We start from the raw sequence: 17,841 nt of genomic DNA, 5'->3' as shown, positions 1-17,841 counted from the left end.
TGTCAAACTTCCGTGCTCGAAACCGGCCTTCAGCTCTCGTGGAAGTGATTGTAGACCAGCTTCGCCACATGCTCCGAAATGCCGTCGACCTTGATCAGGTCCTCGACCGCGGCGCGGCTGACCGCCTTGGCAGTGCCGAAGGCGAGCAGCAGCGCGCGCTTGCGGCCGGGGCCGATGCCGGCGATCTCGTCGAGCGGGCTCTTGACCATCTCTTTCTTGCGGCGAGCACGATGCGAGCCGATGGCGAAACGGTGGACCTCGTCGCGCAGGCGCTGGACGAAATAGAGCACCGGGTCGCGCACCGGCAGCATGAAGCTTTCCCTGCCCTTGACGAAGAAGCRCTCGCGGCCGGCGTCGCGGTCCTGGCCTTTAGCGATACCGATGGCGACAACCCGGTCCTCGACGCCGAGGTCGGCCAGGATCTGGCGCACGGCCGTCATCTGGCCCTGGCCGCCGTCGATCAGGATGACGTCGGGCCAGGCCGGAAAGCCGCCATTGCCGGCGACCAGATCCTCCTCGCCGGCTTCGTCCTCGACGGTCGGRCCGGGCTGGACGTCGCCATGCTCCTTGAGCAGCCGCGAAAAGCGCCGCTGCATCACTTCGCGCATCATGCCGAAATCGTCGCCCGGCGTGATCTCGGTCGAGCGGATGTTGAATTTCCGGTACTGGTTCTTCACGAAACCTTCCGGGCCAGCCACGACCATGGCGCCGACCGCGTTGGTGCCCATGATGTGCGAGTTGTCGTAGACCTCGATGCGCACCGGCGGCTTTTCCAAGCCGAAGGTGTCCGCAAAACCCTTGAGCAGCCGGGCCTGGGTCGAGGTCTCGGCCAGCCTGCGGCCGAGGGCCTCGCGTGCATTCTGCAGCGCGTGATCGGTCAGGTCCTTCTTCTCGCCGCGCTGCGGCACCGAGATCGTGATCTTGCGGCCGGCATGCGTGGAGAGCGCCTCGGCGAGCAGTTCCTGCTCCTGCGCGGTCTGCGACAGCAGCAGCGTCCGCGCCGGYAGCTTGTCGTCATAGAATTGCGCCAGGAACGAGCCCAGCACCTCGGCCGGCTCGAGCGCCGGATCGGCCTTGGGGAAATAAGCGCGGTTGCCCCAATTCTGGCCGGTGCGGAAGAAGAACACCTGGATGCAGGTCTGGCCGCCTTCCTGGTGGATGGCGAAGACGTCCGCCTCCTCGACCGTCTGCGGGTTGATGCCCTGATGTGCCTGCACATGCGAGAGCGCGGCAAGACGGTCGCGGTAGATGGCGGCGCGCTCGAAATCGAGTTCTTCGGAGGCCTRCTGCATGGCGGCCGAGATTTCGGTCTTCACCTTCTGGCTGCGGCCGGAGAGGAAATCCTTGGCTTCCGCGACCAACTCGGCATAGCCCTCATGCGAAATCTCGCCGGTGYAGGGACCGGCGCAGCGCTTGATCTGGTAGAGCAGGCAGGGCCTTGTGCGGTTCTCGTAGAAGGAGTTGGTGCAGCTTCGAAGCAGGAAGGCGCGCTGCAGCGAATTGATGGTGCGGCCGACCGCGCCGGCGGAAGCGAAGGGGCCGAAATAGTCCCCTTTTCGCGATCGCGCGCCGCGATGCTTGTAGATGCCGGGCGAGACATGGTCACCGGTGAGCAGGATGTAGGGGAACGACTTGTCGTCCCGCATCAGCACGTTGAAGCGGGGCCTCAGCCGCTTGATGAGKTTGGCCTCGAGCAGCAGCGCCTCGATCTCGGTGCGGGTGACGACGAACTCCATCGTCGCCGTCTCGCGCACCATGCGGCCGATGCGGGCGGTGTGGAAACGCCCCTGCGCATAATTGGTGACGCGCTTCTTCAGGCTGCGCGCCTTGCCGACATAGAGCACGTCGCCGGCAGCGTTCATCATGCGATAGACGCCGGGCTGGTTGGGCAGCCGCTTGACGAAGGTCTGGATCACCTCCGCACCGACCATGCCGTCGGCGTCGCCGGCATGCGGCGTCCAGTCGATGGCCGTGAAGGCGACTTCGGGGCCGGTCGGGATCGACTCCGGTTCGACGATCTCCTCCGCCGCCTCGTCCTCGATGTCGAGATCGACATCGGGCGGCAGGTCGTCGGCGGCGCCGTTGCGTTTATGTCTTTGGGCTGTGGGACTCATTCCACCATGCCTGTCACATCGGGCGTCTGCCATGCAAGATGCTGGCCGCCGTCGAGCGCGATCATCTGGCCTGTCACCGAGCGCGCCTGCCAGAGATAGYGGATCGTGGCGCCGAATTCGGGCAATTGCGGGCCACGCTTCAGGATCAGGCCCTCGACTTGTTTGCCGAAGTCATCATCGTCCTGGCGCTTGTTCTTCAGCGTCGGACCGGGGCCTATGGCGTTGACGCGAATGCGGGGCCCGAGCGCCTGCGCCAGCATCTGCGTTTGCGTCCAAAGCGCCGATTTCGACAGCGCATAGGAGAAATAGCGCGGCGTCGGCCGCCAGACGCGCTGGTCGATGACGTTGACGATCAGCCCCTCCTCGCCTTCGGGCAGGGCATGGGCGAAGTGCTGCGCCAGCAGCGCCGGCGTCTTGACATGGATAGCGAAATGGCGGTCCCAGGCCCGCCAGTCGAAATCCTCCACGCGGTCGTCGACGAACAGGGACGCATTGTTGACCAACAGTGTGACAGGGCCGAGCGCGGCCTGCGCCCTGCCGATGAGATCGCCGACAGCATCCATGTTTGTGAGGTCGGCGACGACCACGGCGGCGCGACCGCCCTGGCCCATGATCTTCCGCACCAGCGCCTCGGCCTCGTCGCTTGACCGGTTGGCGTGGATGGCGACGGCGAAGCCATTGGCGGCCAGATCCTCGACGATCGCCTTGCCGATCCGCCTTGCTCCACCCGTCACCAGCGCGACGGCCGTGGCTTGTCTCATGGTGTCAATCCTCAATCGGCTTCACGATTCCGGGAAGCCGGCACAATATGACGGGCCAAGCGTTAAATGCCGTTTCCACCTGGGGCAGGAATGTGGCAAAGCGGCCCGGATGCGCTTGCGCCCCGCCGGATTCGGGGCRCCACTCACCGCAATATATGTCGCTGGACCCCTTGAACCAAGYGGTGTGCAGCGCAACATGTTTAACCTGCTGACATTCGCTGTTGCGAAGATGCAACGTCACTTTTCGGCCTCATTCGCGCCGGGGAATGACCCAAGTTCAGGTTCGCTTCAGCCGCATTTCAGCACGACATTTGGAACCGTTGAGCGCCAAGCCCGTTTATCCCCCCGGACGGGCCGGGGCGTTTCATGAACAAACAAGCCTAAGTGTCTTGTGGCTTAAGGAGTATATAATGAAGACCAATCTCAAATTCGCGCCGCTCGCCGCTGCGCTCGGGCTGTTCGCCCTTGGTGGTACCGCCTTTGCGGCCGACGTCGTTTCCGAAGAGCCGCCGGCTCCCGCCCCGGTTGCCGAGCTTCCGGTCGCTTCCTGGGCCGGGCCCTATGCCGGTATCAATCTCGGCTACGGCTTCGGCGGCCATGTGAAGGCCCCCGGCGTCGACGCCAAGACCAAGGGCTTCATCGGCGGCGTTTTCGGCGGCTACAACTGGCAGCAGGAGAACTTCGTGTACGGTGCTGAAGCCGACCTCGGCTACAACGGCACCAAAGGTTCGGACAACGACCTTTCGGCCAAGACCGGCATCGAAGGCTCGCTGCGCGCTCGCCTCGGCTATGCCGTGACCCCCGAAATCCTGCTCTATGGCACGGGCGGTCTGGCTGTTAAGGATCAGAAGATCGACGACAGCTTCACCGGCGTGCACGACAACAAGGCCATGCTCGGCTGGACCGCCGGTGCCGGTACCGACATCAAGATCACGGACAACGTGTTCGGCCGCGTCGAGTACCGCTACAYCGACTACGGCAGCAAGAACTTCGGCGACACCGGCAAGGTCAAGYCTTCGGACAACCGCGTCACCTTCGGCGTCGGTATGAAGTTCTAAGTCGTTAGAAGCCACGACACGGAAAAGCCGGGCCTTGCGCCCGGCTTTTTTTGTGCCCGTAAAACCGGCAAAGGGTTGTGCGCCCCTCGGTCAGCCCTCATGTCGACCCTTCGGCGACTTGGCCTTTGCCTTCGCCGGCAGCGTCCCGACGAAAGCCAATGCGCGGTCGAGCCAGCCGGCGAGATCGGCATCGGTTGCCGTGCCTTCCGGCGCGACGCGGATATAGCCTTCCATCGAGCGCCCGCCCATCTCCATCGTGCCCGCATGAGGAAGTGCCGCGGCGGCCGCATGCGCGTCCTTGCCGACGCGCACCAGAAGCCCGCGCTTCGAAGTACCGATCAGCATGTTGCCGTCGATCATGAAGCAGGTGCCGCCGAACATCTTCTGCTCGGTGAAGGCGCGCTTGCCGAGAGCGGCGCGCAGGCGTGCGACCATCGGGTCAGGCGCGGCACTGGTCGAGGGCTTTGCCATGCTCACCACTCCGACTTGGGTGATGTCATGCAAGCATGGAGGCGGATGGTGTTCAAGCTCGCCAATCTCCGAGGGGGGAGATCAGCTGTATCTACCCCGRCACGCTGCCTTTCAGTTCCGGGAACTTCTCATCAAACCGCGCGGCCCAGCGGACCAGACGTCCGCGGCCCTTCTCCCATTGGCCGGAAAAGCGCAGCGCCAGGTAGCCAAGCGTTGCGCGCAGCGCCATATGGCCGGCGGTGATCTTCTTCGGCAGCTTCGGCGGGTTGGCGTTGATGAGGTCGAGGGCGGTCGTGATCTTGCCCCATTGCCGATCGAGCCAGGGCTGATAGACCATCGCCTCCGGCCGCGTGCGCCGCTCATAGACCATCGACAGCGCGCAGTCGCAGATGCCGTCGGCAAGCGCCTCCAGAACCTCCGCGTCGAGCCGCTTGTCGGGATTGCGCGGGAACAGCGCGCTCTTCGACAGGCGGTTGAGATGCTGGGTGATGGCGCGGCTGTCATAGATCGAGCGGCCGTCCTCCAGCACCAGCACCGGGATCTTGCCGAGCGGATTGGCCGAGATCAGTTCGGCGGGCTTGTCCTCCGTCTTGACTGGCACGAGGTCGATGGCGATTCCGGCATAGGCGGCCGCCATGCGGACCTTCGAGCTATAAGGGGATGTGGAGGCATAGAGCAGTTTCGGCATGATCGGGTTCCCGGTTGTTTGCGGCACTGTTGACCGACCGGGGTCCGAAGGGCAACGGCCAGCGGGCCGATCCGGATCAGCCAACGCTGTTTGCCTGCGCAGGCGCGCCAACAAAAAAGCTCCCGGAAGTTTTTGCTGGCAGCAAAATTTCCGAGAGCTTTAGGAGGAGCGTCCGCTCCGACTCCGCCCGCTCTGACACCGAATTGGCGAGAGGGGTGCCTGGTGGCACCCGCCCTCACCTGTTTGCGCCAGCCAAGCGAAGCTACGCGATTACTTCTTGGCGGCCGGCTTCTTCGCCGGAGCTGCCTTCTTTACGGCTGCCGGCGCCTTGGCGGCGGCGGCCTTCAGCGGAGCCTTGGCTGCGGGCTTGGCCGCTGCCTTCGCTGCCGGCTTCTTGGCGGCGGGCTTGGCTGCTGCCTTGGCCGCCGGCTTGGCGGCTGCCTTGGCGGCGGGCTTTGCCGCGGCCTTGGCCGCCGGCTTCTTGGCGGCGGCGGGCTTGGCTGCTGCCTTGGCCGGAGCCTTGGCGGCTGCCTTCGGTGCCGCTGCCTTCTTCACTGCTGCAGGTTTCGCGGCAGCCTTAGCTGCCGGCTTCTTTGCCGGCGCTTTCGCTGCCGGCGCCTTGGTTGTCGTCTTTGCCATGCGATGCCCCTTGCGTTTTGCCAATGGTCGTGAGTGACCCGGCGTGTCTATGCATATCTGACTCGCGACTGTCTAGCCAGCGAAGCAACACAATGATTTTCAGTTATTGAATTTTGGTTACACCAAACGCATCACGTTGAAAAATTGTGAGCGAATCTGTCACTTTCGAAGTGACGGCCTGCCGCACAGATCTTCGCGCGGCTTCTATCACCCGATCATCCATCCATGCGCGGCATAAGCTTGTATCGCAAATGTGAGCAGGGCGCTCACAATAGAGTACATGCCGCCGAACGCCAGCTTCATCTTGTCCAGCGAAAACATCTACAGATGAACCTGCCAGGTGAGACGATCAAAGCTTGGACGCTTGAAAGTGAGCTTCAAGCTCATATTTCAGCCCCCGCCACCAATCTTTATTGCCGGCTTGCGTTAGCCCTGCAGACGGCGCACCGGCTCGGAGCGATGAAGATGGACGGCATAGGTGTCCCAGGGCGGCGAGACCGCGGTCGCGGCCAGCATGCGGCCGATCTCGCCGCGATGGTAACCGCCGTGCAGGACGACATGGGTCAGCATCTCCTGCCTCGTCATGCAACCCTTGTCGCCGTCGGTGAAGGTGAAGGCGACCGGGTCGGCAAGCCCTTGCTCCGAAACGGTTTCCAGATAATCGAGATACCAGCGATCGACCTCAGTCAATGCGACGCGCAGCTCGAGCGGTTGAGGCGTATCCGGCGTATTGTCGCCCGCATAGCCATGGGCGACACCCTTCAGATGCGCGGCGAAAATCCGCGACACGACATGGATGTGGTTCATCAGACGGAGCGCGGCATGGCGTTGTCCGGCGTCGCGAGCCGGACCCATTCCGGCAAGCTTCTCAACGAGCTCATCGTTCGCCCAGGCCTGATAGGCGAGCATGCCCTTCAACAAGGTCTTGGCGCTCATCTTTGCGGCCCCATTTGCGTTGGCGAAATGAATGTGAGTATCCTGTTTATATTCTCGGGAGACGGGCCAGCATGTCTACTCGCATTGCAAAGCCGGCCGCACGCATGCGCAAGCAGCCGCGCCAGGCGCGTTCGATCGCCACGGTCGAGGCAATCATCGAAGCCGGTGCTCACGTTCTGAGCGAGCTCGGCTGGGCGGGCTTTTCCACCAACAAGGTGGCGGAGGCCGCCGGCGTCAGCATCGGCTCGCTCTATCAATATTTCCCCGACAAGCTGGCTCTGGTCGAAGCGATCCGGCGCCGTCACTTCGATCATGTGCTGTCGGTGATTCGCGAAGCGGCTGCGGACGAGAAGCCGCTCAAGCAATTCGCGCGCGAGCTGGTGCGCGGCATGATCGGCGCGCACTCGATCCATCCGACGCTGCATCAGGTGCTGCTCGACGAGGCGCCGGGCGACCGCGGCTCACGCGCCGCGCATGCCTCGTTCCAGGCGCGCTATCTCGAACATTACGCGGCCGCCGTCGCGCAATATCGCAAGCGCCGCAAGGACACCGAGACGATGGCGCGCGTGCTCTCCTCGGCGGTCGAGGGCGTGATCCACAACGCGGCACGGCGCAACATGCTCGATGCGCCGGAGCTGCAGAAGCAGCTCATCGAGCTGATCTGCGCGTATGTGTCCGGCCAAGGCGTGCGCCTGTGACGACGGCGATGTCCCGCGGTCCACACGGTGCCCAGGATAGATCGGACTAATTTTTTGCACTGTGTCGATTCCGCCGATCCTCGTTCGTCGTAGGATCGAAGCAACCCGATCGAAAGGAAGATACTGATGCGCTTCATGATGCTGATGATCCCCGGCGGCTATGCGACCGCGGCTCCCGACGTGATGCCGAGTGCCGAGGCGGTGGAGGCGATGATGAAATACAATGAGGAGCTGAAGCGGGCCGGCGTTTTGCTTGCGCTCGATGGGCTRCATCCGCCGTCAGTTGGGGCGCGGGTGTCTTTCAAGGGCGGCAAGCCGGTTGTCACCGACGGGCCCTTCGCGGAGGTCAAGGAAGTGCTCGGCGGCTACTGGATGATCGACGTACGTTCGCGCGAGGAGGCCATCGAATGGGCCCGCCGCTGCCCCGCCGGGGACAATGACGTCATCGAGGTCCGCCGCGTTCAGGAGATGAGCGATTTTCCCGAGGATGTCCAGAAGGCGGCCGAAGGTTTCAGCGGGCTGAAGAGTTGACCGCAGCCGCGGCCATCGAAGCGGTCTGGCGGATCGAGCAGCCGAAGCTCGCCGCCAGGCTCACTCGCACCCTGCGCGATGTCGGGCTGGCCGAGGAGGTGGTGCAGGATGCCTTCGTGCTGGCGCTGGAGCGCTGGCCCCGCGACGGCATTCCGCATAACCCGGCYGCCTGGTTGACCCGGGTCGCCACCAACCGGGCGCTCGACCGGCTGCGCCGTACCGTGCTGATCGATGGAAAGCATCGGCAGCTGGCCGTCGATCTTGCGGAGCTGGAGCGCGCGATGCCCGACATCGAGGCGGCGCTCGATGAGGATATCGACGACGATCTGTTGCGCCTGATCTTCACCTCTTGCCATCCGGTGCTGCCGGCAGAGCAGCGCGCGGCCCTCGCCTTGCGGATGCTCGGCGGGCTGTCGACGCCGGAGATCGCACGCGCCTTCCTGGTGCCGGAGGCCACCGTCGCCCAGCGCATCGTGCGCGCCAAACGGACACTACGCGACGCTGGCATCGCCTTCGAGACGCCGCGCGGGCAGGAGCGGCGCGAGCGCCTGGGCGCCGTCCTGGAAGTGATCTATCTGATCTTCAACGAGGGCTATGTCGCGTCCTCCGGACCGGACTGGCTGCGAGCCGATCTCAGCGGCGAGGCCCTGCGCCTCGGCCGCCTGCTCGCGACGTTGATGCCGGAGCAACCGGAGGTGATCGGACTCCTGTCGCTCATGGAGCTCAGCGCCTCACGCTTTGGCGCCCGCACCGACGGGGCGGGCAATCCGATCCTGCTGCCGGATCAGGATCGCAGCCGCTGGGACTGGTCGCTGATCCGGCGCGGCCTCGACGGGCTGAAACGCGCGATGACGCTCACGCCGACGCCAGGTCCCTATCAGYTGCAAGCGATGATTGCCGCCTGCCATGCCCGCGCGGTGAGCGCGGCCGACACCGACTGGRTCGCGATCGCCGCTTATTACCAGGCGCTCGCGCTGGCGGYCCCCTCGCCGATCGTCGAGGTCAACCGTGCGGTCGCGGCCGGCATGGCGTTCGGACCGGCGCAAGGACTGGCCATCGCCGATGCGTTGCGGGACGAGCCGCGGCTCAAGGATACGCATCTGTTGCCCACGGTGCGCGGCGACCTGTTGGCCAAGCTCGGACGGATGGAGGAAGCGCGCGCGGAGTTTCGCCGCGCCGCCGACCTGACCGGCAATGAGCGGGAGCGCGCGCTGCTAATGGCGCGGGCTGGCCCGAGCTTGACATAGGGTAGGAAGTTAAGTGCCCGGCTGTGTCGAGATTCAGGTCAGGCCGAGTCGAGAATGACGGCGTCCGAGAACCGGAGCGGAGCGTACTTAAAGTACGTGAGCACCGGAAGCGGAGGGCGCCGCCATTCGCAGGCCGGCATCACCTGAATATCGGCACAGCCTACCGCAGCACACGGCAACGGCCGTTATAAACCAGCCAGCGGTCGAAGCCCGAGACGCAGAACTCGACATTGTCGCCGATCGAGGCAAAGCCCTGGCCTTCCTCGATCAGATAGAAGATCGAGCGGTCGCGGCCGTCCGACAGGTTGACGGTGGCGCGGCAATAATGGCGGCCGATCGGCCACTCGTCGCTCGCCGGCTCATAGCGATGCTGGCGGATGTTGCGGAAATCGGTGATCGCGACGTCYGGCAGATGCGGCACGTGATGCACCTGATAGGAGAAGCGGTCGGTGATCTTGTTCAGCACCCAGCTTTCGCCGCAGACGCTGCCATCGTCACCRCTGTAAACGGAAAGGTCGGCGGCCTGCGCCGCCTGGGTAAAGCCCAGCGGAGCGGCAAAGGGAGTGGACAGCGCAACCAGCGCGGCAAGGGCGGAATGGACGAAGCGAGTCATGACAGCCTCTCGAGGTCGGTTCTGCGCACTGTGCGGATTCGCTTGGCGGCGGTCAAGCGGTCGCGAAATAAAGGTTTTTCGGAAGAGACTTTTGGGGGTTTCCGCAAACTTCGTTCCAGGCTTCATCCGTCCATCAAAACGTGGCGGCAAGCAGCAGCCCGCCGATGACGGCAATGTTGATCAGGAACGCGTTGCGCTGCACCTGGCGCTCCGGCTCCGCGCTCGCCCAGAAACGCAGCAGCATCGCGTTCGCCACCAGGGTGAAGACGACCAGCGCGCCGGCGGCCAAGGACCGGGCCATGCCGATGGCAAGCAGGAGACCCGCGATGACCTCGATCGCCGAACCGACGGCCAGCATCAAGGCCGGGGCCGGGAATTTCTGCGCGGCCAGATAGTCGCGCATCGCCCCGAATTTCAGGAAATGCTCGATGCCGGCGAAGACGAACACGCCGCCGATAAGGAGAGCGCCAAGCGCTTGAATGGATTGAACAGGCATGGCGACCTCCTCTCGATGATATACGTCGCTCCGCTCAGGCCTCGGGGACGAAGGCCGGGTTGTGGACGACTTCCCACAGGTGATCGTCGGGATCCTGGAAGTAGCCCGCATAGCCGCCCCAGAAGGTTTTTTGCGCCGGCTTGACCACGCGCGCGCCGGCCCTCACGGCCTCGGCCATCACGGCGTCGACCTCGGCCTCGCTGCCGACATTGTGGCCGATGGTCAATTCGGTCGGGCTGCGGCCGCTTTGCGGCACCGTGGCGTCGTGGGCGATGCTCGAACGCTCGAAGATGGCGAACTTCAGGCCGCCGGCGAGATCGAAGAAGGCGACGGCGCCATGCTCGAATTCGCGGCCGATGATGCCTTCGGTGGGCAGGCCGAGGCCGTCGCGATAGAATTTGAGGGAGGCTTCCAGATCGTCGACGCCGAGCGTCAATACGGTGATGCGAGCTTTCATTTCTCTCACTCCTTTCTATATTCGTGACCACAGCCGCAAACGGATGCGGTTCTGATGCGAGCGCGTGAAGCGCGTTGAAGTTCCACCCGTTTTGTCATGGATGACGTGGCCGGCATTGAATATTTCGGCCAAAATAACCGTTGCACCGATCCGGCAACTCCCGCTGGAGCAGATCGGAGAGAGAATGGAACCGGTCCTGGCGCAGACCACCGGCTTGTTTAGCGAACGGCCCGTCGCTGGCGGCCTGGCCGCTGCCTTCTGTGCGGTCTGGGTCCACCGCATGGACGAGCGCGCCGTTCCACCCATCCTCATCACGCCGGACGCARCGATCGACCTGCAATGGATCGACGGCCGCTTCCGCGTGGCCGGACCGGACAAGGAGCCGCAGATTGAGCGGCCTGCCGCCGGCGCGGTGATCGTGGGCTTCCGCTTCCGTCCGGGCGCCRCCGCCGGCTGGTTGGGCGTGCCGGCCGGCGAGATCGTCGGCGGGCRGCTCGACCTCAGCGATTTGTGGGGCACGCGTTGTCGGGAGCTTTCCGACCGCATCAGACCGACGCCCAACCTCGCCGACCTGGTTCGTCACCTGGAAGAGACGATCGGAGGACGCACGGAAGGACGCGACGCGCTCGACCCGCAGATGGATCGGGCCTTCGGCGTCATCCACGAAGGTTTGCCTCCGGAAACGCCACTGGTTCCGTTCCTGCAACGCCAGCTGCATATGAGCGAACGGACGCTGCGACGCCGCTTCGAGGACGCCTTCGGCTATGGCCCGAAGACGCTCGACCGCATCCTGCGCTTTCACCGGTACCGGCGCCTGCAACGACAGCAAAGCGATGCCTCTACCGCGCTGCTGGCGGTCGAGGCCGGYTATACCGACCAGGCGCATCTGATCCGTGAAAGCCGGCGGCTGACCGGCGTGACCCCCTCGGCGCTGGCTTAAAGCGACGCGGACGCCCTACTCGCCTGCCAACCACTCCAAGGTCCAGCGCGACGGCTGCCGGACGGCGAGTACCTTGTGCAGGGCCGGCAGCAACAGCCGCAATTCGCTCTCCAGCGTATAGGGCGGATTGACCACCACCAGCCCGCTGCCGTCGAGACTGGGCTCGTCCGAGGCGGGCCGTATCTCGAAGGCGATGTCGAGCAGCTTCGGGATGGCGGTCTCCTTCAGCGCCGCGCGGAAAGCGGTTACCGCCTTGCGATCCTTGATCGGATACCAGAGCGCGTAGATACCGCCCGGCCAGCGCCGGTGCGCCTTGCGCAGCCCTTCGACGAGCCGGGAGAACTCGCCCTCCTCCTCGAAGGGCGGATCGATGAGGACGAGGCCGCGCTTTTCCTTCGGCGGCAATTGCGCGCCGAGCGCCAACCAGCCGTCGAGCTCGATCACCCTTACCTGGAAATCGCCGGCGAAAACCGATTTCAGCCGCGCGGCATCCTCGGGGTGCAGCTCGACCGCCGTCAACCGGTCCTGGTTGCGCAGGAGATGGCGCACGATCAGCGGCGAGCCGGGATAATGCTTGAGCCCACCATCGGGATTTTGYGCGCGCACAGCTTCCAGATAAGGCTGAAGCAGCGCCGCCGCTTGCGGCTCGAGCATCGCCTCGGCCAGCCGCCCGATGCCGCCCTGCCACTCGCCGGTCTTGYCGGCCTCCACCGAGGCAAGATCGTAGCGGCCGACACCGGCATGGGTATCAATGACGCGAAACGCCTTGTCCTTCTGCTTGAGGTATTCAACGAGGCGCGCGAGCACGGCATGTTTGACGACATCGGCGAAATTGCCGGCGTGGTAGGCATGGCGATAGTTCATGCGCGCCGACCTCCAAGGAGCATGATGTCGACCGAAAACCGCTTCACACTTTTCGGCATCATGCTCGTGGCGAACCGTTGCGGCCCCAGCGCGGCGGTGGCGGCTGCGAATTGGGATTCTGTGGGCGGCCTCCGCCGCCGCGTCCGAAGACAAGCGACAGCACCAGCCCGGCAAGGCCTACGCCCATCAGCGTATAGCCGGCCGGCTCAGCGCGTTCGTCGATCGAGCCGGTGCCGGCGCGCAGGATGAGATCGACCGCACGCATGTCGATGCCGTCGGCATCTCCGGGGCCGACCGTGAAGACATAAGGACCGGGCGCGACCCTATCGATGACGCCTGCCTCGTCGCGAAAGATCTTGTCGGGCAGTTGCGGGCTGGCCTCGCGCGGATTGTCGGTGTGGTTGAAGGAGAGCGCCGAGGCCAGCGCCGTGCGGCCGCCGCTCGCCGCGGTCAGCGTTAGCACCGCGCGCTGCTGGCCGGCGACGCGCTCGGCCCGCGCGGTCAAGTCGACCAGCACCCTCACCGGGGCGTCGCCTGCGGCGAGCTGCACGGTGACCGGCCGGAAGCGGYCGCCCTCATAGACGCGGTAAGTGCCGATCGCATGGCCGGAAAAATTGCTCATCGCCCAKGGATAGAAGATGCCGATGGCGGCACCGGCGATGAGGAGAAGGACTGAGAGGAAGCGCATTCAAACCCTTGGTTGTTTTCTTCGGTGCGCGGCTGGYCGCCATTCTGACTAGCGGCTTTCGCTTCGGGCAGCTTCGCGGACGCGCTCCATCTCGTCCAGAAACATTTCCAGGCCAAGCTCGAAAGTTTTGTCGAAGCCGGCCGCGCCGAAATAGGCGCCGGCCTTCACGACGCTCGGATAGTCGCGGGCCAACTCCTCTTCGCCGACGGTGGTGACCGCCGACGGCCCCTTGGCGTAACCGGCCGTCTCGTCGAGGATCGCGCCCATCAGATAGTAGCCGGCGGCGCGGAACAGGCGGGCGCTGAGCTCGGGACCGAAGCCGCCATCCTCGAACAGGCCGATGATGGCGTTGAGCTTGGCAAGGCAGGGCGGCGAGTTCATGCGGTAGACGACGATGAACGGCGCGAAGGCCGGATGCTCGGTGGCGACACGGYGGAATTCCTGCATGCCGATGYGGGCCCGCTCGCGCCAGGGCAGGCTGTCGTCGGGGATGATGAGACCGCTCATCTGCCGATCGACCAGCGCCTCGTAGAGGTGCGCCTGCGAGGGGAAGTGGTGGTAGATGCTCATCGCCTCGCAGCCGAGCCTGGCAGCGAGCTTGCGCATCGAAAAGCCGGACAGCCCTTCCCGCTCGATCACCTCGAAGGCGGCGTCCTCGATCATCTCGCGGGAAAGTTTTCCGCGGGTTCGCTTTTTTTTGCTCGGTGCATCCATGGTCGCGCTTGACAACTTACACTGTAAGGTTCATCTTCCGCATACCTTACATCGTAAGGCTAACAAAAACCAGAGGAGAACATCATGTCGGTCATTCGCATCGTCTCAACCGTGCATTCCTGCCTTCGTTCCGCCTCGCTCATCGCCGCCGCGGGCGTATTCGCCACCGTGCTGGCGTCCGGGCCTGCCCGGGCCGATGATTACGACGCCGCCCTCAAGGACATCCAGTCGACGATGGGCGGCGTGCCGAGCTTCGTCAAACAGTTCCCGAAAGCCGGWCTGCCCGGCGCCTGGGCCGAGGTCAAGGCCATCGAGCTCAGCGACAAGACGGCGCTGCCGCCGAAGGTGAAGTCGCTGATCTCGCTGGCGGTCGCAGCACAAATCCCCTGCAGCTACYGCATCTGGTCGGACACCGAGAACGCCAAGCACGCCGGAGCGACCGACGAGGAGATCCAGGAAGCCGTCGCCATGGCGGCGCTGACACGCCACTGGAGCACCATCTTCAACGGCATGCAGGTCGATTTCGACCAGTTCAAGAAAGAGATGGGCGGGGAGTAAGGGGCAGGCATCAGACGCCGTAGACGACAAAATGGCCCGCTCGGACGCGGRCCATTTTGTTGGGCCGCGACTACCCTCCGTTCGTCCATCGTCACGCGGATGGCGGCGCCTGCAGCCATCAAGCCGTTCTGCCCTCTTGCGGCGGCGGAAAAACCGTGGACGCATTCAAACAGCTATCGCTAAATTAATCAGTTTTGCCATAATGAGCCAGGTGGATGGCTATCGATGATTCGAACATAAGCGTCACGCCCTTGAGGGGACACCAGTTCATGCTCATGGCTTACCGCGGCTTAAGCCGATCCTGCCCCAACAACAATTTCCGCATGCCAATCAAGGCCTTGTCCGGTCTTTTTCTTTTAGGCGCGTTGCTGGCAACTTCCGGTTGCCAATACTTCAATTTTGGCCAATCGACTTCATTCAGCGTCTCGCAAAGCGGCAACGCCGCCTTGATTGACTTGAAGCCGAGCCGGCCAGCCCAGACAGGGAATCCGCCTCGCCCRGCTCCTGTTGCAAGCGCCAACCCTTATCTTGGGAACGCTGCTTTCGTTTGCGGCCCAAGCGGCTTCGGACAGCAGTCGCATTGCTTCGCCAGAAATTCCGGGGCTTTCGCCGAGAACATCTAGACAGGGCGCGGCAATCTCGACCTGGCGTCAAGATGGCGTTGCTTCGAGACTTGAAGGGTGACGCCGAAGGCTGCTTTCGACATGCTTGCGCAGTCCGACGAATGCAACGACGGTTACAGGGCGCTCCAAGGCAAGGCCTCACCGGCGACGGGCAGAGGAAGCACCCTTCACGGTTAACCGCTCGCGAAGGCGTGAGGTTAACAAAACGCTAATTTAGTTGACTACCCGCGATACGGGTATATCTTTATATGCGTTGGGTGTGCAATTTGGGCGAGCAGTCTGCGGTGGTGGCAACCGACTCGTGGATCGCGATTTAGGGGCGCAAGGGACGCTTAAGCGGCAGAGACATGCCGTAGAGCAACGGCCCCGCGAACTCAGAAAATTATGACGCACATCAGTGCTGGCGGTTTCGCCTATGCGGAGGAACCGCCTTTGTAACCTGGTCGGGCAAGGCCCGTCCCGGAACGGTAGTGTGTGTGCGTACGGGGTTGCCATGAATAGGGTCATCAAAGTTCTGAAGCCGGCGCTATCGGGTCGAAAGGGTATCGATCGTGGCCGAGCCCTGGTCACYGGCGGAGCGGGCTTCCTGGGTTCTCATTTGTGCGAGCGGCTGCTTGCGGACGGCTATGAAGTCATCGCCCTGGACAATTTCCACACCGGCAAAAGATACAATCTAGCCAGTATCGCGCGGGACGCCTCTTTCACCTGCATCAGCCACGACGTTGTCGATACCCTGCCGACGGATATCGTCGTCGACGAGATCTACAACCTCGCTTGCCCAGCTTCGCCACCCCACTATCAGGCCGATCCCATCCACACGTTCAAGACCAGCGTGCTCGGGGCGATCAACCTCCTGGAACTCGCCCGGCRCCACAACGCCAAGATATTCCAGGCTTCGACCTCCGAGGTCTATGGCGATCCGCTGGTGCATCCGCAGCCCGAAGGCTATTTCGGCAACGTCAACACACATGGCCCGCGCGCCTGTTACGACGAAGGCAAGCGCTCAGCCGAAACGTTGTTCTTCGACTATTCGAGAACTTACGGCCTCGACATCCGGGTCGCKCGCATCTTCAACACCTATGGGCCGCGCATGCAGCCCGATGACGGACGCGTGGTGTCCAACTTCATCGTCCAGGCGCTGCGCGGAGACGATATCACCGTCTATGGCAGCGGCACGCAGACGCGCTCCTTCTGCTATGTCGACGACCTCATCGAAGGGTTTGTTCAGCTGATGCGGTCGCCGACGGCGCCGAAACATCCGGTCAACCTCGGAAACCCCGGCGAGTTCACCGTCATGGAACTGGCCGAGCTCGTTCTCGATTGCACCAACTCCCGCTCGCGGATCGTACACAGGCCGTTGCCGGTCGACGATCCCCGACAGCGCAGGCCCGATATCAGCTTCGCCGAGCAGCAGCTCGGCTGGAAGCCAAAGGTCCCGCTGAGCGAGGGGCTGGCCTACACCGCGGGCTATTTCGAAGCCCTGCTGGGCCGCCGTCAGCCCGGAACCTCACGTGGCGGCCATTTGTCCTCCGGCGAGGCTTTGGCGCTATGAGTGCCCGACCCATCCTGGTGACGGGCGGCGCAGGCTTCATCGGCAGCCACACCTGCAAGCAGCTGGCGGCAGCCGGCTATCTGCCCGTGGTCTTCGACAATCTCAGCCGGGGCAACGAGCAGGCGGTGGCCTGGGGCCCGCTGGTGGTCGGCGATATCCGCGACCGCGGCGCGCTCGAGCGAGCCATCGCCATCCACCGGCCGCAGGCGGTGATCCATTTCGCCGCGCTTGCCTATGTCGGCGAGTCGGTCAGCGACCCCGCGGACTATTATTCGGTCAATGTCGGCGGGACGATCGCCGTGCTCGAGGCCGCACGGGCAAACGGCATCGGCAACATCATCTTCTCTTCCAGTTGCGCGACCTACGGCATGCCCGAGACGCTGCCCGTGCGCGAAACCTCGTCTCAGAACCCAATCAGCCCTTACGGCCGTACCAAGCTGATGGGCGAACAGATCATCAGGGATCATGGCTCGGCTTACGGTACGAAATACGCAATCCTGCGTTACTTCAACGCCTGTGGCGCCGACCCCGACGGCGAGCTCGGCGAATGGCACACGCCGGAAACCCATCTCATTCCCAGGGTGTTGATGGCGGCGTCCGGCATGATCGAGGCGATCGAGGTTTTCGGCACCGACTACGAGACGGCGGACGGCACCTGCGTGCGCGACTACGTCCATGTCAGCRACCTCGCCCGGGCGCACCTAAAGGCCCTGCTGCATCTGGAGGCCGGCGGCAAAAGCCTTGCGGTCAACCTTGGCACCGGCCGCGGGGTCTCGATCAGGCAGATCATGGACGCGGTCGAGCGGATCACTTCGCGGCCCGTCCCGGCCACGTACAAGGCGCGCCGCCCTGGCGATCCGGCAGGGCTTTTCGCCGACCCCAGCCTTGCCCGCGAACAGCTGGGCTTTGTGGCGCAGCTTTCCGACATCGACACCATCGTGAGGACGGCCGCTCCCTTCTTCGGGCTAGGCCCGGCCTTGCCCAATTCCGGCGTTTCGGCCGCCGCGGCGCGCGCATTGCGCGCGCCGCGTGGCGCGAGCGTCAATCAGAAACGCCGGCCCGCAAGGCCGACGGTCGGCCCTGTGAGTAATGTGTCGGGGCGTGGGCTCGCTGAGTTCGGCTAAGGCCGTCTCAGCGAGCCTCCTATTTTTGCAGCCGGTTGCGCGAGCGCAATCTGGACGGAGGCCACGGCG

Annotated in this window: 21 protein-coding genes; 9 read left to right on the top strand and 12 right to left on the bottom strand. The window is 64.1% G+C overall.

What is annotated here, in order from left to right:
• Nucleotides 1–29 precede the first annotated feature (29 nt).
• Nucleotides 30–2,114 carry an excinuclease ABC subunit UvrC gene (uvrC, locus tag LCM4576_RS28740; protein ID WP_071035779.1) on the bottom strand — a complete coding sequence of 695 codons (2,085 nt, stop codon included), beginning with the start codon at nt 2,112–2,114 and terminating at the stop codon, nt 30–32.
• Nucleotides 2,111–2,875 carry an SDR family oxidoreductase gene (locus tag LCM4576_RS28735; protein WP_071035778.1) on the bottom strand — a complete coding sequence of 255 codons (765 nt, stop codon included), beginning with the start codon at nt 2,873–2,875 and terminating at the stop codon, nt 2,111–2,113. Before LCM4576_RS28735 ends, uvrC begins: the two co-directional genes overlap by 4 nt.
• A 410-nt stretch (nt 2,876–3,285) precedes the next feature.
• On the opposite strand from LCM4576_RS28735, the gene LCM4576_RS28730 reads away from it, so the two are divergent.
• Nucleotides 3,286–3,933: an outer membrane protein gene (locus LCM4576_RS28730; RefSeq protein WP_071035777.1), complete on the top strand. Its 648-nt coding sequence runs from the start codon at nt 3,286–3,288 to the stop codon at nt 3,931–3,933.
• A 90-nt stretch (nt 3,934–4,023) separates the two neighbouring features.
• Here the strand turns inward: LCM4576_RS28730 and LCM4576_RS28725 are convergent, their stop codons facing one another.
• The 4 genes from LCM4576_RS28725 to LCM4576_RS28710 all read right to left on the bottom strand — a co-directional run bounded on the left by LCM4576_RS28725 (nt 4,024) and on the right by LCM4576_RS28710 (nt 6,667).
• The gene (locus tag LCM4576_RS28725; RefSeq protein ID WP_052457857.1) at nt 4,024–4,404 is read right to left on the bottom strand and encodes a TfoX/Sxy family protein; all 381 of its coding nucleotides are present in this window, start codon (nt 4,402–4,404) and stop codon (nt 4,024–4,026) included.
• Between the two features lie 91 nt (nt 4,405–4,495).
• A complete protein-coding gene (locus LCM4576_RS28720) occupies nt 4,496–5,092 on the bottom strand; it encodes a glutathione S-transferase (protein WP_071035776.1) in 597 nt (198 codons plus the stop codon).
• Between the two features lie 270 nt (nt 5,093–5,362).
• Nucleotides 5,363–5,731, bottom strand: coding sequence for a hypothetical protein (locus LCM4576_RS36945; protein ID WP_052468041.1), 369 nt, complete (start codon nt 5,729–5,731; stop codon nt 5,363–5,365).
• A 426-nt stretch (nt 5,732–6,157) separates the two neighbouring features.
• Nucleotides 6,158–6,667, bottom strand: coding sequence for a DinB family protein (locus LCM4576_RS28710; RefSeq protein WP_071035775.1), 510 nt, complete (start codon nt 6,665–6,667; stop codon nt 6,158–6,160).
• A 104-nt stretch (nt 6,668–6,771) separates the two neighbouring features.
• On the opposite strand from LCM4576_RS28710, the gene LCM4576_RS28705 reads away from it, so the two are divergent.
• From LCM4576_RS28705 to LCM4576_RS28695, 3 genes are all read left to right on the top strand, one after another.
• Nucleotides 6,772–7,365 carry a TetR/AcrR family transcriptional regulator gene (locus LCM4576_RS28705; RefSeq protein ID WP_071035774.1) on the top strand — a complete coding sequence of 198 codons (594 nt, stop codon included), beginning with the start codon at nt 6,772–6,774 and terminating at the stop codon, nt 7,363–7,365.
• 126 nt (nt 7,366–7,491) lie between these two features.
• Nucleotides 7,492–7,896 (top strand): YciI family protein, encoded by a 405-nt coding sequence (locus LCM4576_RS28700; protein ID WP_040984707.1) that lies wholly within the window; start codon nt 7,492–7,494, stop codon nt 7,894–7,896.
• The gene (locus LCM4576_RS28695) at nt 7,893–9,143 is read left to right on the top strand and encodes an RNA polymerase sigma factor (protein ID WP_071035773.1); all 1,251 of its coding nucleotides are present in this window, start codon (nt 7,893–7,895) and stop codon (nt 9,141–9,143) included. The genes LCM4576_RS28700 and LCM4576_RS28695 overlap by 4 nt, the downstream gene beginning before the upstream one ends.
• 160 nt (nt 9,144–9,303) lie before the next feature.
• Here the strand turns inward: LCM4576_RS28695 and LCM4576_RS28690 are convergent, their stop codons facing one another.
• From LCM4576_RS28690 to LCM4576_RS28680, 3 genes are all read right to left on the bottom strand, one after another.
• Nucleotides 9,304–9,756, bottom strand: coding sequence for a hypothetical protein (locus LCM4576_RS28690; protein WP_041008407.1), 453 nt, complete (start codon nt 9,754–9,756; stop codon nt 9,304–9,306).
• Between the two features lie 133 nt (nt 9,757–9,889).
• Nucleotides 9,890–10,252, bottom strand: coding sequence for a DoxX family protein (locus LCM4576_RS28685; RefSeq protein WP_071035772.1), 363 nt, complete (start codon nt 10,250–10,252; stop codon nt 9,890–9,892).
• Between the two features lie 34 nt (nt 10,253–10,286).
• Nucleotides 10,287–10,709, bottom strand: coding sequence for a VOC family protein (locus LCM4576_RS28680; RefSeq protein ID WP_071035771.1), 423 nt, complete (start codon nt 10,707–10,709; stop codon nt 10,287–10,289).
• Nucleotides 10,710–10,893: 184 nt separating this feature from the next.
• Here LCM4576_RS28680 and LCM4576_RS28675 point away from each other — a divergent pair, with 184 nt between their 5' ends.
• Nucleotides 10,894–11,649, top strand: a complete 756-nt coding sequence (locus LCM4576_RS28675; protein ID WP_071035770.1) for a helix-turn-helix domain-containing protein — start codon at nt 10,894–10,896, stop codon at nt 11,647–11,649.
• 15 nt (nt 11,650–11,664) lie between these two features.
• On the opposite strand, the gene LCM4576_RS28670 is transcribed toward LCM4576_RS28675, so the two are convergent.
• Genes LCM4576_RS28670 through LCM4576_RS28660 form a run of 3 tightly spaced genes read right to left on the bottom strand, consistent with a single transcriptional unit; the run spans nt 11,665 to nt 13,864 of the window.
• Nucleotides 11,665–12,513 carry a 23S rRNA (adenine(2030)-N(6))-methyltransferase RlmJ gene (locus LCM4576_RS28670; protein ID WP_071035769.1) on the bottom strand — a complete coding sequence of 283 codons (849 nt, stop codon included), beginning with the start codon at nt 12,511–12,513 and terminating at the stop codon, nt 11,665–11,667.
• Nucleotides 12,514–12,571: 58 nt separating this feature from the next.
• Complete coding sequence (locus LCM4576_RS28665; RefSeq protein ID WP_071035768.1) at nt 12,572–13,201, bottom strand: hypothetical protein; 630 nt, start codon at nt 13,199–13,201, stop codon at nt 12,572–12,574.
• Nucleotides 13,202–13,249: 48 nt separating this feature from the next.
• Entirely contained in the window at nt 13,250–13,864 is a 615-nt protein-coding gene (locus LCM4576_RS28660; protein ID WP_244510941.1) for a TetR/AcrR family transcriptional regulator, read from the bottom strand.
• Nucleotides 13,865–13,999: 135 nt separating this feature from the next.
• On the opposite strand from LCM4576_RS28660, the gene LCM4576_RS28655 reads away from it, so the two are divergent.
• The 4 genes from LCM4576_RS28655 (at nt 14,000) to galE (ending at nt 17,772) form a co-directional block, all read left to right on the top strand.
• Nucleotides 14,000–14,473, top strand: a complete 474-nt coding sequence (locus tag LCM4576_RS28655; RefSeq protein ID WP_071035766.1) for a carboxymuconolactone decarboxylase family protein — start codon at nt 14,000–14,002, stop codon at nt 14,471–14,473.
• Nucleotides 14,474–14,688: 215 nt separating this feature from the next.
• Nucleotides 14,689–15,096 (top strand): hypothetical protein, encoded by a 408-nt coding sequence (locus LCM4576_RS36400; protein WP_131803309.1) that lies wholly within the window; start codon nt 14,689–14,691, stop codon nt 15,094–15,096.
• Nucleotides 15,097–15,589: 493 nt separating this feature from the next.
• The gene (locus tag LCM4576_RS28650; RefSeq protein WP_071035765.1) at nt 15,590–16,648 is read left to right on the top strand and encodes a UDP-glucuronic acid decarboxylase family protein; all 1,059 of its coding nucleotides are present in this window, start codon (nt 15,590–15,592) and stop codon (nt 16,646–16,648) included.
• Complete coding sequence (gene galE / locus LCM4576_RS28645; RefSeq protein ID WP_083361553.1) at nt 16,645–17,772, top strand: UDP-glucose 4-epimerase GalE; 1,128 nt, start codon at nt 16,645–16,647, stop codon at nt 17,770–17,772. The genes LCM4576_RS28650 and galE overlap by 4 nt, the downstream gene beginning before the upstream one ends.
• Nucleotides 17,773–17,841: the final 69 nt, after the last annotated feature.

Origin of the sequence: Mesorhizobium sp. LCM 4576, assembly GCF_001854815.1 — a bacterium.
Classification (GTDB): Bacteria; Pseudomonadota; Alphaproteobacteria; order Rhizobiales; family Rhizobiaceae; genus Mesorhizobium; species Mesorhizobium plurifarium.
This window is presented reverse-complemented; position numbering and strand designations above follow the sequence as displayed.